Origin of the sequence: Nitrospira sp. (assembly GCA_024760545.1) — a bacterium.
Classification (GTDB): domain Bacteria; phylum Nitrospirota; class Nitrospiria; order Nitrospirales; family Nitrospiraceae; genus Nitrospira_D.
This window is the reverse complement of record CP060501.1, coordinates 2,116,413-2,132,633: the sequence shown is the minus strand read 5'-3', so window position 1 is coordinate 2,132,633 and position 16,221 is coordinate 2,116,413. Positions and strand designations below refer to the sequence as shown.

Below are 16,221 nucleotides of genomic sequence, written 5' to 3'. Positions count from 1 at the left end.
CTGAGCCCGTTAAGGGGTCCGCTCCAAGATCGATACGAACGTCTTCAGCTTCAAGAGCATCTCGGGCGAAACCTTGATAAATTCCAGGCCGCACCGATGCCCTGAAACCCAACGAACGGCTGCCAGTTCAATATCAGCCGGCGCCTCTCCGTTTAGAAAATCGAGCTCCAGAGAAACATAGGTCGAGACGGCGGGAAGGTGCTCCGCCGTGATGGCACATCCCTGTGACGAAAGGTTGAGGGCAGTTCCCTCCGTCGTGTGAGGAACATTGCCAAATTTGCAAGGAAGTTGGATGGCGAACCGTGGGACCTTACGAGACTCTTGTGTCATCCACCGCTCACGAGCCGGCATTTAGATTCCCTGCGCTTGATTCGCGTTGCTCATCCGCAGTTGCCTCAACAAGAACCCTAGTGGTGATTGCGCATTCTGTCAACCAGCGATATCCGCTCTCCCGTTCGAAACAGTACAGCGTCCCAGCCGAAAATTGTCGTGCATTCGCGCGAAAAATGGCCGCGAGCAATGGGTCTCGCCGGATAAGGATTGTCATCAAATCAAGCAGTTAGGTGAAGGAAATGACGTGTCCGGGACGGCATGCCCCTTGCTCGATTAGGAGACGCCATGAAGCAAACAGCAAAAACCATGAGCAAACTCCGTTCAAACGAAAGTGGTTTCACTCTGGTAGAAATCGCCATAGTCGGGGCGATTATAGGCATCGCGGCTGCAGTGTCTGTTCCGAATTTTCTTCAGATGTACGCAAAGCATGAGCTCTATCAAGCTACGACCAGTCTCTATAACCGGTTGGTCCTTGCACGCTCTTCGGCAATCAGCCGCAATATCCTGATCGCAGCTACCCCGGCGAGTGTTCCAGCGGGACTTGACACAGTGGCATTTACCGCTCCCTTGGGCACCGAAACTCTCCCCCAGAACGTGAGATTCATAATGCCCTTACCCGTGAACCCACTCGGTTTTACTCCTCGAGGGTTGAGTACCGCTCCTCTCGCTGTTCAAACAGTTCAGCTGCAGAGCACGCGAGACCCTAATCTCATTTACACAATTTCATTGATGCCCTCTGGAAAGGTGACCTGGTGTCGACAAGCAATTAATCCGTGCATCATCAATGAAACATCGTGAACAAGAAGGTAGGCGAATGTTGAAAGTACGCAACGAAAAAGGATTTACGTTGGCTGAGGTCATGATCTCCGCGGCCATCCTCGGTGTGGGAGTCATGGGCATGGCCGCCATGCAAGGCGTGTCATTTACGAAGAACGTCGATGCCAACGACTTGTCTATTGTCACCAATGTCGCGGCCGACATGGTGGAGAGAATCCAAAGTAATCGGCGCTTCGCTTGGGCCTATAACAATTTGGATACCACTGGACCGGGGAACTGTTTAGCGGGCGGGATTCCTGCCCCCCAGCCAGCCATGCCATTTTTCTCGGTCGCGCCGTCGCTAGCAGCGACAAGAGCGATCCAAGGTGATTGTACTCAGTGGCGAACTTTGGTTTTAGCCACAAACCTGCTGAATGCACGAGGTACGGTCCAAGCTGCTCCTGTGATCCCACTGAGAGCTGATTCAAGCGCAGTACAGGTCACAGTACGGCTTCAGTGGAATGATCGTGCAGCAGGACAACGGGCAAGAGCGGTGGCATTCCAAACGCTGATTGAGCCGGAATAAGACTTCTTGATGAGTACCACCAAGGGGATACGCGGGGGACTCGCAATGAGACAATCATCCGATTCGTGGGACCAGAGCCAGAGAGGCTTTACACTGACGGAGATCATGGTCGCGACGGCTATGACGACAGCCATCATTGCGGCCGGGTTTGGAGCTCTGGTCGTCAGTCAGAAGACCACGCGTATTACCGGACAAATAGGAAGCACACAGGCAACGGCGCGGAATGCTCTGGACATGATCACGGCCGATCTCAAGTTGGCCGGATTTGGGATGCGTGGTCTTTCAACGGCGGTCGGTGGATGCCACATCAACGGGACGCCTTCAGCCTTGATCCCAGGCGACAACAACCCCCTTGGGGCGGACACCGGCCCGGACACCATCTCAATGGTTGTTCCAATGACAAACTCCATTGCCGCTGTGGGGCCGTTGTGGCAGGTCTTCGTCCCGGTGGCTCCAGGTACCATTGGCGGAATGGATGTGCCGATCGCGAGTATACCCCTGCCGGCCAATGTGACCACAGCGATGGGGAATGCCATTCCTGGGGGTGCGGCGGCATTGCTTGGCATGTCTGTTTCGATCGGCGGAGTTGCTGGTTCAAGGATTCAGTCTGTCAATCCCGGAAGCTTGACCCTGAATCCCTCGATTCCCGCTCCCACAGGCTTTGGGACGGGGACGCAAGTCTATTTGCTACAGTGCATCACCTACCAGGTGATTCCTCCCCCAGATGCCCTCAACCTCTGTCAGGGAACTACCCCCTGTCTCGTCCGTGGTGCGGTCCCGGCCGCTCTCGTAGGTCTTGGTGGGCCGCCCAACTGCAATCAGGTGAATTCAGGATGCATCCCTATCATGGACGGGGTTGAAGACCTCCAACTGGCCTATGCTTGTGATGGCTGTGACCCTCGCGTCAATAGTGGTAGGCCTGATTTGCAGCCGGACGATCTCAATCTTTCGAATCAGTTCGACCAGGCTGACTTCATCACGAATCGAAATTGGTTCGGTACTGCAGCGCCATATGGCAACCGCATGACACCGAGCACCATTCGGTTAGCTCAGGTCAATATCGTCGCGCGTCAGACAAGAGCAGATCAAGGTATGGGAGAGGCTCAATCGACTCCCCTGCATACGACGACCTTTCCTGTCATCAGCGATCACAACCATGCGAATGGGCTCTTTGCTTCTGGCGACACCGCATCTCCGGCACAGCAGGCGAACTATTTTCAGTTTCGTCGGCGCATACTGACTCGAACGATCGAACTCCGCAACCAAAGGCTCTAACTATGAGGATTTCTCGTGTGGTTCCGAGTGAAGTCTGGCCGCTCAGCAATGAGCGTGGCACGGCATTCATGACGGTAATGCTGCTGATGTTGATCATCGGCGCCCTCGGCGTTGCAGCGCTGACGATGACGGGCATGGAAAACTCAATGGCGGGAGCAGTCCGTATGGTTGAAGAGGGAACGGACGCTGCCGAGGCATGTGTGGGGACGGCTGTTCGAGCGATTCGATTGACGATCGAAGATCCTCAAATGACCGGTCAGGCAGCTGTACTCATTGCACCTCAGGGACCGGTCCCGGCTCTCAATCAAGGGGTGTTCACTCAGGAAATCAACGGTACGCTACGGAATCATTCCGACATTGCGGTTGGAACGGGAAACGCGCCCAATCTAACCATGAATGTGAATGGGTACATCGTCAATGGGGACATTGATTTCCTTTATTCGAAGCGACGAACCGGCAGTGATTTTGCTGATCCAGACAAGCCAACCTATGATCAGTTCTATCGAGTGGACTGTGTGGCGGCCAATGCAGCGACCGGGGCCACCAGTCGGGTGATTGTGACGTTTGATTGTCTTAATACCACAGGGGAAGGTTGCGTGAAACGAGCGACCAACGGTTAAGACGAGACGGATGGGAGGCCTGGCATCACTATGAATCTCAAAAGTCAGGGTAGTCACTCATCGCTAAACTTTCCCAACCTGATAATCCTTTGTTCGGTCATTGTTTTCGCCAGTACGGGAGAACCCCAAATAGGTCGTGCCGATGAGCCGCTTCCTGCCGCTATGGACAGTTATCCCAAGGGAACAATCACCGCAGTCTATGAGACAACATTTCAAATTGACGGGCGAACCTTCAGCCTCGTACCGGAGGCGGTGCTCGTTGATCGACATGGCGATCCATTGGTGCCAACCAGCATTAGAGTGGATATCAATGTGAAATACCGCATTCAAAAAGGGACCACAGACAAGATCGACTGGATGTTACTGTTTTTGCCGCGGTAAGCAGCGATCAATGCGAGTCAGTACGCCGAAAGAGAGACAATGGAGGGTGCCATGAAACGCGGGGATATTGCACTTCGTGGGACCATCAGGATGTTCGTGTTAGTGGGATGTCTTGCAGGGACCGACTTCAGCCAAGCCCAAACGATGGATCAATACTTCGCCGTGCCACCGTTCGTCAGCGACCAGGTCGCACCCAACATCATTTTGGTGCTGGACAACTCCGGCAGTATGAGTGGGCTCGGCTGTGACCGCAATGATGATGGGGACTGTATCGACGCAGCCGATCTGGCATTCACGAACACGACCAACTGGTCAGGCTACTTCGATTCTCTTCGTTGCTATACCTACGATACCGGCGCTGATGCGCGCTTCGAACCTGCGACTGTCAAGGCAACGCTGGCAACAGCGTGTAGTAACACGGAATGGGATGGAAACTTTTTAAACTGGGCGACGTTTCGGCGGTTCGATGCTCTGAAGAAGGCGATGATTGGGGGAGATTGTTTCGTCGCTCGTGCGGCTGATGGAACCTGCCCTACGAACGGCACTCCCGCACTAAAGACGGTCAGAGCACAGGCTTCCGGAATCAATACGGAGCTTGCCGCAGTGAGCTACAATGCCGGCGCCGGCCCCAACACCTATCTTGGAAGGATTCCTTCGGCTGACAGAGGGAGTAATCCAAACACTATCTATATCGGCACCGACGCCGCCTATTTCTGCGTAGATAACGACAATAATTTTGATGGCAACTGCGGAGATGGCTTCAGCCAGCGAAAATACGAACTCAAGATCGGCTATAGCGCCGAGCCGACCGGTACCATCCAACAGATTGGGGCCCAAGCACGATTCGGGCTCTTTGAATTCAAACCGGCTGGGGATGGCGCCCGCATGTTGGTCGGTGTTGGGTCCCGCCAATCGATCGACTTTTCCGGATCAGGCGTGGAGACGTTTAATACGAATACAGCTGCCATGATCGACGCGGTCCAGGAATCATTTCCCTCGACCTGGACACCTCTTTCAGAATCGCTCTATGAAACGACCCGCTATGTTGCACAGATCAACTCTACATACTTGGCCGGATCGTATGTATATCCGATTGCCTATGCGGGAGGCAATTCGAACGGCGTCGCGTTCCAGGGGACAGGAGTGGGTTCGATTGGGGGTTCAGAAATCTCGGTTCTGACTGGCACAGAAGCGTGCCCGGCCGGCTACATTACGAATGGGTGCGGCCGGGATCCTTACTTTTTCGGCAGCAACCACACGCCGGCCTGGGCAACAACTTCTACACAAGTCGCATGTTGTAAAACTTTCGTTATCCTCGTCACGGACGGAGCGCCAACGCAGGACACCAATATTCCGGCCGGATTGCGGGACTATGCTCACGGACAACACGGCCTCCATTGTACTGGAAGCAACGCGACGATTCATGCGCCGAACGGGACTTGTAATACCAATAGTGCAACTCCCACGGCCACTCTGCTCGGCGAGCATAAAACAGATTATGATGACAGTGGAAACCATTACTTGGATGATGTGGCCTTTTGGGCTCATACGAATGATCTCCGGCCTTGTAATGGGTCTGCCGATGGCCTCATTTCCGTCTTAAGCGTGACCGGCCACTGCCTGCCAGGCTTGCAGAATGTCACCGTCTACACATTTTTTGCCTTCGGAAACATCGCGGGCCGAGAGATTCTCATGCACACGGCGAGACTCGGAGGCTTTGAGGATACCAATAACAATAATCTTCCAGATCTCGTTTCGGAATGGGATAAGGTCATCAATTCCACGGGTGCCCCAGGCACGGATGGAATTCCGGACAACTATTTTGAGTCATCCAATGTCGATGACTTGCAGGATCGACTGATGGCGACCATTACCGCGATTCTGAGGAAAAGTGCATCAGGCACATCCATTTCGGTGCTTGCGACTTCCGCCACCGGTGAAGGATCGATCTATCAGGCCTATTTCTACACGAGTGACGTCGGTCAGGGCGGCGCGAATGTCAAGTGGACAGGGTACGCGCACGCCCTCTTTGTAGATGGTTTCGGTAATTTCAGAGAGGATACAAACCAGGACGGCGTGTTGACCTACGATGCGGATCTAATCGTCACGACGCGCTACGACAATAATCCCGCAAGTCCAACGTATCAGAAAGTACTCGTCGACAAGTACGCCGATACGAGTCCGGCTGACGGAGTAGCCGACAGTGCGACACCCACGGTCACCGGCGATCTCAAGTCGATCAAGCCCATTTGGGAGGCGGGCAAAGAACTTGCGAACACGGCCTCGGCCTCACGCAAGGTGATTACGTGGGTAGACACTAATAACGATGGGATTGTCGACCCCACAGAACAGATCGATTTCAGTACGGCTAACTGTGTGGCGCTTCGGGGCTATTTGAGATACGCAGCCGATACCTGCGCCGGTAGCACCAACGCTACGAATTTGATTAACTTCATTCGCGGCGATGAGATTGCGGGATTGAGAACCAGGATGCTCGAGGTTCCGGTTGGAAGCGGAAACTTCAAGGTCTGGAAGTTGGGTGATCCGATTCACTCAACCCCGACGGTGGTGGGTGCCCCCAAGGCACGCTACGATTTGGCCTTTGGGGATCCTACCTATACAGCCTTTTACGCAAAATATCGAACCCGACGTCAGGTGGTCTATGTCGGCGCGAATGACGGGATGCTCCACGCATTCAACGGAGGCTACTACCACAAGGGTGATGATCCCACGACAGCGGCCGTGACGGAGCATGGCTGGTACACGAAGAATCCAACAGACAATTCCAGTGGCTTAAGTCTTGGATCGGAGCTCTGGGCCTACATTCCCCAGGAATTGTTGCCTCATCTCCAGTGGCTTGCCAGGACGGATTACACGCACGTGTACTACGTCGATCTCAAGCCGACGATTACTGAAGCGAGAATCTTTACGCCGGATGCTGATCACCCGGGTGGTTGGGGAACCGTGTTGATCGGAGGATTCCGGATGGGTGGCAGCTGTGGGAACTGCGCCGCAGGCTCGGGAGCGCCACCGATGACGGTCACGATTGGAGGCGTACCGCGCACATTCTACAGTGCATACTTCGCTTTGGATGTAACCAACCCTGAAGTCGACCCCAAGGTGCTTTGGGTATTTACGGACAGTGGACTTGGGCTGACCACAAGTTATCCAGCGGTTGCTCGCATGAACCCGAAGACCGACAGTCCTATCAATCCGACCAATGAAAAGTGGTATGTCCTATTTGGGTCTGGACCGAACGGGTATCAGGCGGATCTTACTGCCGCTTCGCCACAGACTTCCAAGCTTTATACTGTAGACCTGAAGAAAGGGCCTAAGGTAGCCGCAGGCGGGAGTTTGACGACCATGCCGGTCGGCGCGTGGCAATCGTTCTTAGGTCATATAGTTACGGTCGATAAGGATTCCGACTGGAGGACAGATGTGGCGTACATGATGCGGACCGCCAACGACGGAGCCCTCCCATGGCGAGGCAAACTCCATCGTCTCACTATGGGATGTAGCGCTGCGCCTTGCAGTCCAACGACATGGGGCATAGCCAATGGAGTCAACCGAACTCCGACGGAAGTGATCGACACGTTCTACGATACCACTCTTGGGACGACCGTGGAGGTCGGACCCTCTGCGTCGGCTCCGGCCGTAACCCTGGACGATACCGACAAGATGTGGGTATTTTTTGGAACTGGTCGGTATTTCAGTAATGCGGACAAGGTCGACAACACCCTTCAGCGCCTTTTCGGAATCAAGGATTCTGTGTTGAGCGCCACCTGTACCGAGACTTCCACAGTGAGTTGTCTGGATGATGATCTCGTGGATGTCACCAAGGCTGTTATTTGTATTGTCTGCAGCGGGAGCACGAATGAGGTGACAGATCCGACCAATACAGGCGTCACGACCTTCAACGGCACCGGAACGACGTCAATGATGGGCTTAGTTGCCTCGAAGGATGGCTGGCGTGTTACTTTGCCTGGGCCGATCAGCATCACAAATCCAACAACTTTCGTGACAACGAACTATTCGGCCGAACGTTCCGTGGTCAACCCGACCTTGGTAGCGGGGTCGATATTCTTTCCAACATTTGCCCCGACGAACGACTTTTGTGCGTCGGATGGCGCAAGCTATTTGTACGCGCTCTTCTATAAGACCGGAACGGCGTCGACAGCTCCTGTTATTGGCACGGCGACATCCGGCGGCAATACCAACGTGAATGCTAAGATGTCGCTAGGAACTGGTCTTGCCTCAAGCGGAACGATTCACTGCGGCCAAGGTTGTAGCTTTAACATCCAAATGTCTACCGGTGCGTTCACTCAAGGCGACGCGAATCTCGAAGGCAACTACAGCCGCTATGTGAACTGGGTACATCAACGTGACTAAAATGACTTCAGGGAAATATCTTGGTCAGCTCATGGCACGGACCATTCGTGCTATGAGCTGAATCACGCGATTGGAAGAAACAGCTTTGAGCAATGTGCGCAGGTACAACTTAACTCCTGTCAATTCGTGGTTCTTCGCTCTGGGTGTCTGTACGGCATTCGTCAACGTGTCCTGTACCGAATCCCCTCCAAACACTGTCACTAGTTCAGCTCCTGCCAAAGGAAATCTGCCACCCGCGATCACTTCTGCGAGGATCATGAATGACCCCATTCCACTGACCGGACCGGTAGAGGTCCAGGTTGATGGACAGGATCCTGAACGGGAAGCAGTCTCATTCGAATACCAATGGTATGTGGATAATGCCCAAGTTTCTCGACAAACCAACGCGACACTCCCGGCTGAATTGTTGAGACGTGGCCAAACGGTTTTCGTAGAAATTATTCCGTCAGACGGTGCCAATAAAGGTCAGCCTTATCGAACGAAGAGCGTGGTGGTGGGGAACACGGCCCCGAAAGTGACGACTGTCTCGCTATCGCCCCAGATGGCTCGTGCCGGCGACAAACTTGAAGCACAGGTTGAGGCGCATGATCCAGACCATGATCGAGTAGACTTGACCTTTAAATGGTTCCGCAATAACTCTGTGATCAAAGAGGGGGAGGAACCATTTCTGGATACCACCGGATTTGCCGCTCGCGATATGATTGCGGTCGAAGTGATGGCCTCTGATCCTGCAGGTTCAGGCAATTCGTTAAAATCCAGGCCCCTCGTACTCGGCAACAGCGCTCCGCGGATCGTATCGACTCCTCCTCCATCCACCGGTCAAGAACGGTTTGATTATGCGGTGAAAGCGTTGGATCCTGATAACGATCAGTTGACCTATTATCTGGAAATGGCGCCGCCGGGGATGACCATCGCCTCGGAGTCAGGTCACATTGGATGGCAGATCCCAACCGATCAACAAGGCACATTCCACGTCAAGGTAGTGGCAAAGGACGGGCAGGGCGGGCTAGCCTCACAGGAATTCGACTTGACCCTGACTGCCCCAACCCCTCCTAGCCGTTCCGGAGCCTGAAGTTTCATCAAAGATAGTACATCTGCTTGTCTCCGTGTTTTCCTGTCTGTTACAATCGCATCAATGACAGTGGGAGGGAGACCACCCCGCGCTCGTGCGTAAGCTCAAATTACGAGAAGGCACCAATACCGCCGTCCTGTTCGGTCATCACGACCGACATCTCAAGCTAATTGAAGACGAACTGGGTGTACGGCTTTCCGCACGGGGCGAAGAACTTACTTTGGATGGCCTTCCTGAAGCTGTCCGTCAAGCAGAACGTATCCTCCTCGAACTCGCCTCCCTGACCAACGAAGGTATTACTCTGCAAGCCGAAGATGTCACCCACGCCCTCAGCGCATTGCGCCGAACTCCCGAGGCTTCCCTCAGAGACGTGCTTGGCCAATCGGCGATGATTGTGACCAAAAAGCGTTTCGTCGGCCCCAAGTCTCCGACTCAAAAAGTCTACATCGAAGCGATCGAGCAGCACGATATTGTCATTGGCATCGGGCCGGCCGGAACAGGCAAGACCTATCTGGCCATGGCTATGGCAGTCAGTGCCTTGATGAACAAGGAGGTGAGTCGGATCATTCTTGCCCGGCCTGCGGTCGAGGCAGGGGAGAAACTCGGCTTCCTGCCGGGCGACATCTATGAAAAAGTAAATCCCTATCTGCGGCCTCTCTACGACGCGCTGTTCGACATGATGGACATGGAACGGGCAAACCGGTTGATCGAGCGAGGGGATATTGAGATCGCGCCGCTGGCTTTCATGCGTGGGAGAACGCTGAACGATTCCTTCGTTATTCTGGATGAAGCGCAAAATGCAACCGCTGAGCAGATGAAGATGTTCCTCACCCGGCTGGGCTTCCATTCGAAAGTGGTGGTGACCGGGGATATCACGCAGGTGGATCTGCCGACCGACCGAGTCTCGGGCCTCATTCAGGTTAAAGAGATACTTCGCGATGTTGAGGGGATCGCCTTCGTCTACTTCGATGAGACAGACGTCGTAAGACACCGACTGGTCCAAGAGATTATTAAGGCGTACGATCGTCATCAGTCAATGAGTGGTGATCCTCGATCGACTCGCGAGCCGGGTACCGCTTCGCAGCGTCAACCCTCGAACCCACGCAAGTCTCCGGCCACCAGCCCGTCATCTCGCGACCTCCCCGGAAGTTCTCATTGATGGGTGTCTATCTTCGCGTGAGCCTCACGCGACTTGCCGTGCGGCACGCTTCCTTGGTACATCTGGCCGAGCGTGTGTTGAAGGCTGTCGGCGAGCCGAAGTCGGAGTTGAGCCTAGAGTTGGTAGGGGACGTACGCATACGCCGATTGAATCGTGAGTATCGCAAGCAGGATCGAACCACGGACGTGTTGGCTTTCTCTACCCGTGAGGCGGTCTTGCCCGGAGGCGTGCGCCCCGCGAGCGGCATGCTCGGCGATGTCGTGATTTCTTTACCGACTGCGGTTCGCCAAGCCAAAGAAGGCGGACGATCGATCGATGAGGAGCTCGCCATGCTCTTGGTACATGGAGTGCTTCATCTTTGCGGATACGATCATGAACGGAGTGCGCGCGAAGCGGCGCGAATGTCGCGTCGCGAACGAGCCGTTCTTGGAATGATCGCTCCCGTGCCTTGCCTCGTAACTGGTCGTGCCGGACGGCCCACAAAGGATCGCTAAGAATGGGATGGTTTCAACGACTGAGCGAAGGACTCGGCAAGACACGACATATCGTGCAGCAGTCGCTGGATCGCTTTCTTGGACGGGCGCCGGACCAAGAGCTTCTTGAGGATCTTGAAGCGGCCCTCCTCACTGCAGATCTGGGCGCTCGGGTCGTCGATCGCGTGATGCGGCAGGTCAGTGAGGAAACACGCGGGGCAGAGGCGAAAACCTCGGAAGGGCTTCAGAATGTCCTGAGCCGGTCGCTTTACGGCATATTGAAGACGGTATCGGGAACGACACTGGAACAGCTCATTAATGAAGGCCCTAGACCGTTTGTCATTCTGGTCGTCGGGGTGAATGGTGTCGGGAAAACGACTACGATCGCCAAGATCGCACAGCGGGTGACGCAGGCTGGGCGTCGATCACTGCTCGTAGCCGGGGATACCTTTCGGGCCGCCGCCATTGAACAATTGCAAGTGTGGGGTGATCGGGTCGGAGCGGAGGTGATTCGCCAGCGCCACGGTGCCGATCCTGCGGCAGTTGCGTTCGATGGAATCGTCGCGGCCAAAGCCAGGAAGGCGGACGTGGTGTTGATCGATACAGCCGGCCGCTTGCATACGAAGTCAAATCTTATGGACGAACTGCGGAAAGTGAAACGGGTGATTGGCCAGGAATTGCCCGGTGCCCCACATGAAGTGTTGTTGGTGTTGGATGCCACCGTCGGGCAGAACGCGCTGTCCCAAGCCCGTCAGTTCCATGATGCGGTGGGCGTCACCGGGCTGGTTCTGACGAAGCTGGACGGGACTGCACGAGGTGGGATCGTCGTGGCGATTGCCGACGAATTGAAGCTTCCCCTTCGCCTGATCGGTGTAGGAGAAGGAGCTGAGGACCTGCAGGACTTCAATGCCGAAGCGTTTGTGGCGGCTCTGTTCGGCCAGCCGGCTTCCTGCTCATAAACCACGCCTTTTCTTCTCATTGTCCCCGGTGTCGTGCTATTCTTTTTTTCGCAGTGAGCATGGTTTCAGCTTGAAGAGGATCGGCAGCGATGAACAAACTCTTGATCGTGGACGACGATCAGATGAACTGCGATTTGTTGCAGAACGTGTTCACCCGCCTAGGGTACCGGGTCATTTCGACGACCAGCGGACGAGAAGGTCTTAGTCTATTTCGCGCCCACCGCCCGAGGGTTACCCTTCTGGACCTGCGGATGCCGGAGATGGACGGATTAACTATTTTGAAGGAAATCCGGGCGATCGACCCTCAAGCGCCGGTGATTATCCTGGGGGGTGGCGCGACGGAAGTCCAAGAGAATCAAGCAAGGACCCTACGGGCAACCGATTTCATTAGAAAAGGGCTGTCCCTGGACGTCCTTGTCGAAGCGGTCAATCGAATCTCACAGCTTCCTGCCCAATCGACCAACGTGCCACTTCAGCTTGATAACGGAAGTGTGGCTGAGCAGATCGATGAGTCGATCTTGGTCGTCGACGACGAACCGCTCGTATGCGATCTCCTTGTCCGGTTCCTGAGCCTGCGCGGCTATCGAGCACTCGGCGTTAAAGACGGCCACGATGCGCTGCGGATGGTGGAAGATACGCCGCCCGATGCGATCCTGCTCGACATGATCATGCCCGGACTGCCGGGGATCGATGTGCTCCGTGCGCTACGTGAGAAAGACTACTCAGGCGGCATCATCATTATGACCGGGAGTCAGAACGAGGAGTTGCTCGAAGAAGCCTGGAAGTTAGGACCCCAAGAGATCCTTTTGAAACCGGTCGATCTCGAGCGCCTCCTGACCGCGATCCAGCTTGTACTCGTCTGCCGCGAGTGTTAAAAAGTTTCCTGATGTCTATCGGGAAACTCGCTGTCCGATCTTGCCTCATTAGTCTCCTGTTGATTTCCGTCGTCTCAGTCCAGGATGCTTCGGCCCTGCCATCCAACGAGGATGTCACACTCGTTCACCACGACCTCTCGGTCCAGGTCACCCCCGCTGCTCATGGGTTGGCCGCAAGCGATCGGATCGAACTGGAGGTTGACCCACGCGTAATGTCCGTTACGTTCACGCTTGCTCATACACTGAACATCGAGTCGATCACGATGGGAACACCTTCGGTCCCAAGCGGAACGGGAATGTCGGGTGACGCCGTTCCGTTCACGAGAAAACAACTCCATGGGACTTCCACCCAGCAAGTCAGTGTGACGCTTCCCAAGGACCATAGCCGGAAGATGGCATTGGTCTGGACATATCGAGGCCAGATCAATGATCCGCCGAAGGAACCGCGTCACTTGCGGTTTGTCACACCCAGCGAAACCGCGGGACATATCGGCCTGGAGGGCGTGTACTTGAGCGGTGAAAGCCAATGGTACCCCGATGTCGCCGGTTCACTCAGTACGTATCGGGTGACGACTCGGATTCCGCAGGACTGGACCGTGGTCGCGTCGGGACGGAAGGACGCGGAAACGACGAATGCGGGAATGGTCTCCTCGACCTGGGTCGTCCACGACCAATCTGAAGCGTTCACGTTCGTCGCCAACAAGTTTGTGGTCAAATCGCGGGAATGGAAAGGTCCGGCCGGGCAGCGGGTGGAGCTCTTGACCTATTTCTTTCCCGACAATGCCGGCTTGGCGGATGAGTATCTCGAGGCAACGGCAAAATATCTCGACGCGTATGTCCGGATACTGGGTGACTATCCCTTCGAGAAATTTGCGGTGGTCGAGAATTTTTTCCCGAGCGGCCTTGGTATGCCGTCGTTCACCCTCCTCGGCAGCGGCAGCATCAAGCGGCACTATATACAACCCTATGCGTTGGGCCATGAGATCGTCCACTCCTGGATCGGGAATTCGGTGTTCAATCGCGATGATCACGGCAACTGGGTTGAGGGATTGACGACCTACCTGGCCAATTACTACTGGCACGAGTTGGTTCAGGATCCCGCGCAGGCGTTTGAGCAAAGACGAATGATGCTGCAAGGGTACAATCTCTACGTGAAACCGGACGAGGATTATGCCGTGGCGCAGTTCCTCAGAAAACACGACGAGAAGGACAACGCCATTGGATATCAGAAATCGGCCTTCGTGTTTCACCTCCTTCGGGGAGAGATCGGGGACGAGCCGTTCTGGCGAGCTGTGAAGACATTCGCCGGCCGATATCGCAATCGCCCGGCGGATTGGAGCGGACTCGAGGAGGTCTTTTCTCAAGAGAGCGGCCGAGACCTACGCTGGTTTTTCGAACAATGGGTCGAGCAGCCAGGTGCCCCGGCACTCTCTTTGGGAGATGTCCGTACCCAACGCGTGAAGGGTAAGGGTGATGGTGAAAAGGAAGCTTGGAAGCTGACCGTCCGAATTCAGCAGGATGGGAAGCCCTTTCGGATGGCGATTCCCATCCGCATCGTGACGAAGGACGCAGTCGAACTCAGATCGATCACGCTGAGTCATTCGCAGACGAACGCCGCCGAGTTCGTCCTTCCGAATCAGCCTCTACGGGTGGAACTCGACCCGCAGTTGATGACCTTTCGTCGGTTGGCGAGGCGCCAACTGCCGCCGATGCTGAACGGCTACGTAACCGATCCGCATAAGACAGTGATGCAGGCGTTTTCCGACCCTTCCTCGCCGTTGCAGCAGGTCGTGTCCCGCATCGTCGATCGAGAACTGCCGGAATCAAAAAGAGCGAAGGTCCTGTCCATGAAAGAGAATGCCCTTCCGCGTGAAGGATCGGTCCTCGTATTGGTTGAGGGGGATCAGTATCAAACAGCTCAATCGATCGTGCAGGAATCCTGCGGTGACCGGGTAGCCCTCAAGGATGCCGGTTTCCGGATCGATGGCCAGCTCTATGACGGACCAAAGATGGCTGTGCTGTTTTCCTGCCCTCGGGTGAATGTGCCGGGTAGCGTCATCACGGTCATGTATGGTGTGACATCCGGCGCAGTCGAAAAAGTTGCGAGACTCTTGTTTTACTATGGCTGGCACAGCTATGTGATTTTCCAGGATGGAACCGTGACGAAACGAGAGGTGTGGCCAGGTGGATCGGACGTGAAGGAGGTCAGGATTGAAACGACGTCATAAGGCTGGAACAATTTGGGTCTGGGGACTTTGTGTGCTAGTCGGCATTCCCACCTTTGTGCTGGCGGCTGATCAAGAGAAGACAGCCTCGGTTTCATCACGATCCATAGAACGCCACCTGGCCAACATTCGTCAGCTTACATTTGGACGTCAGAACGCCGAAGCCTATTTCTCGTTCAGCGGTACCAAATTGATCTTTCAATCGACAAACAATTGGCCGAAGAATTCGCAAGCGGCCACCTCAAAGCCGGCCGATACCGGGTTGGGCTGTTATCAAATGTATGTGATGGATTTGGAAACCGAGACGGCCCAGCTGATCAGTACCGGTGCGGGGGCGACGACATGTGGGTACTTTTTCCCCGGTGACGGGCGGGTGCTCTATTCGTCCACTCATGCCGCCGGCCCCGGTTGTCCTCCGAAGCCAAAACGGGACGGAGCGTATCGCTGGGCGCTCGATGATTACGATATCTACGCCGTCGGTCTTGATGGACAGCAGACGCAGAGACTGACATCGTCCCCGGGATATGACGCGGAGGCTACCATCGCGCCCAATGGGAAAACCATCGTGTGGACGTCGGTGAAGGACGGAGACCTCGATCTCTATGCCATGAATCTCGACGGCACGAATGTTCGACGTCTTACGGATGACGTCGGCTACGACGGCGGGGCATTTTTTTCACCCGACAGCACACGAATCGTCTATCGGGCGGCTCATCCAACCGACCCAACGGAAACGGCGAAGTACCAGGACCTGTTGGCACAACGGCTGGTTGAACCCGGTCAGCTTGAAATTTTTGTCATGAATGCCGATGGGTCAGGAAAAAAGCAGGTGACGTCGACCGGCGCCTCGAATTTCTCTCCCTATTTTCACCCGGACGGCAGACGCATCATCTTTTCTTCCAACATAGAGACGAGAGGGAATGGAGGTCGGCCCAGTTTCCATCTCTATCTGGTGCGTGACGACGGAACCGGGCTGGAACGTCTGACCACGGAAGGTCACTTCAATAGCTTTCCCATGTTTTCACCGGACGGAAAACGCCTTGTGTGGGTATCCGATCGGAATGCGAAAGCACCGGGCGAGTTCAACGTGTTTCTGGCCGACTGGGTTCCTTGAGGCG

Annotated in this window: 14 protein-coding genes; 13 read left to right on the top strand and 1 reads right to left on the bottom strand. The window is 55.1% G+C overall.

Translation table 11 applies throughout. The features are described from left to right. Positions 1-9 precede the first annotated feature (9 nt). Positions 10-330, bottom strand: a complete 321-nt coding sequence (locus H8K03_10090) for a PilZ domain-containing protein (protein UVT22211.1) — start codon at positions 328-330, stop codon at positions 10-12. Between the two features lie 288 nt (positions 331-618). On the opposite strand from H8K03_10090, the gene H8K03_10085 reads away from it, so the two are divergent. From H8K03_10085 to H8K03_10025, 13 genes are all read left to right on the top strand, one after another. After that, positions 619-1,131 (top strand): prepilin-type N-terminal cleavage/methylation domain-containing protein, encoded by a 513-nt coding sequence (locus H8K03_10085; GenBank protein UVT22210.1) that lies wholly within the window; start codon positions 619-621, stop codon positions 1,129-1,131. A 16-nt stretch (positions 1,132-1,147) separates the two neighbouring features. After that, positions 1,148-1,675 (top strand): prepilin-type N-terminal cleavage/methylation domain-containing protein, encoded by a 528-nt coding sequence (locus tag H8K03_10080; protein UVT22209.1) that lies wholly within the window; start codon positions 1,148-1,150, stop codon positions 1,673-1,675. Between the two features lie 9 nt (positions 1,676-1,684). Beyond that, complete coding sequence (locus H8K03_10075) at positions 1,685-2,950, top strand: PilW family protein (GenBank protein UVT22208.1); 1,266 nt, start codon at positions 1,685-1,687, stop codon at positions 2,948-2,950. A gap of 2 nt (positions 2,951-2,952) precedes the next feature. Beyond that, on the top strand, positions 2,953-3,570 hold the full coding sequence (locus tag H8K03_10070; protein ID UVT22207.1) for a hypothetical protein: 618 nt from the start codon (positions 2,953-2,955) through the stop codon (positions 3,568-3,570). 30 nt (positions 3,571-3,600) lie between these two features. Then, positions 3,601-3,951 carry a hypothetical protein gene (locus H8K03_10065; protein ID UVT22206.1) on the top strand — a complete coding sequence of 117 codons (351 nt, stop codon included), beginning with the start codon at positions 3,601-3,603 and terminating at the stop codon, positions 3,949-3,951. A 51-nt stretch (positions 3,952-4,002) separates the two neighbouring features. Then, positions 4,003-8,340, top strand: a complete 4,338-nt coding sequence (locus tag H8K03_10060) for a hypothetical protein (protein UVT22205.1) — start codon at positions 4,003-4,005, stop codon at positions 8,338-8,340. Between the two features lie 256 nt (positions 8,341-8,596). Beyond that, entirely contained in the window at positions 8,597-9,412 is an 816-nt protein-coding gene (locus H8K03_10055) for a hypothetical protein (GenBank protein UVT22204.1), read from the top strand. Between the two features lie 94 nt (positions 9,413-9,506). Continuing rightward, the gene (locus H8K03_10050; protein ID UVT22203.1) at positions 9,507-10,571 is read left to right on the top strand and encodes a PhoH family protein; all 1,065 of its coding nucleotides are present in this window, start codon (positions 9,507-9,509) and stop codon (positions 10,569-10,571) included. Further along, positions 10,571-11,065, top strand: coding sequence for an rRNA maturation RNase YbeY (gene ybeY / locus H8K03_10045; GenBank protein ID UVT22202.1), 495 nt, complete (start codon positions 10,571-10,573; stop codon positions 11,063-11,065). The genes H8K03_10050 and ybeY overlap by 1 nt, the downstream gene beginning before the upstream one ends. A gap of 2 nt (positions 11,066-11,067) precedes the next feature. Next, the gene (gene ftsY, locus H8K03_10040) at positions 11,068-12,003 is read left to right on the top strand and encodes a signal recognition particle-docking protein FtsY (GenBank protein ID UVT22201.1); all 936 of its coding nucleotides are present in this window, start codon (positions 11,068-11,070) and stop codon (positions 12,001-12,003) included. 89 nt (positions 12,004-12,092) lie between these two features. Further along, positions 12,093-12,878: a response regulator gene (locus H8K03_10035; protein ID UVT22200.1), complete on the top strand. Its 786-nt coding sequence runs from the start codon at positions 12,093-12,095 to the stop codon at positions 12,876-12,878. Between the two features lie 11 nt (positions 12,879-12,889). Continuing rightward, the gene (locus tag H8K03_10030) at positions 12,890-15,106 is read left to right on the top strand and encodes a hypothetical protein (GenBank protein UVT22199.1); all 2,217 of its coding nucleotides are present in this window, start codon (positions 12,890-12,892) and stop codon (positions 15,104-15,106) included. After that, entirely contained in the window at positions 15,090-16,217 is a 1,128-nt protein-coding gene (locus H8K03_10025; GenBank protein ID UVT22198.1) for a PD40 domain-containing protein, read from the top strand. Before H8K03_10030 ends, H8K03_10025 begins: the two co-directional genes overlap by 17 nt. Positions 16,218-16,221 lie beyond the last annotated feature (4 nt).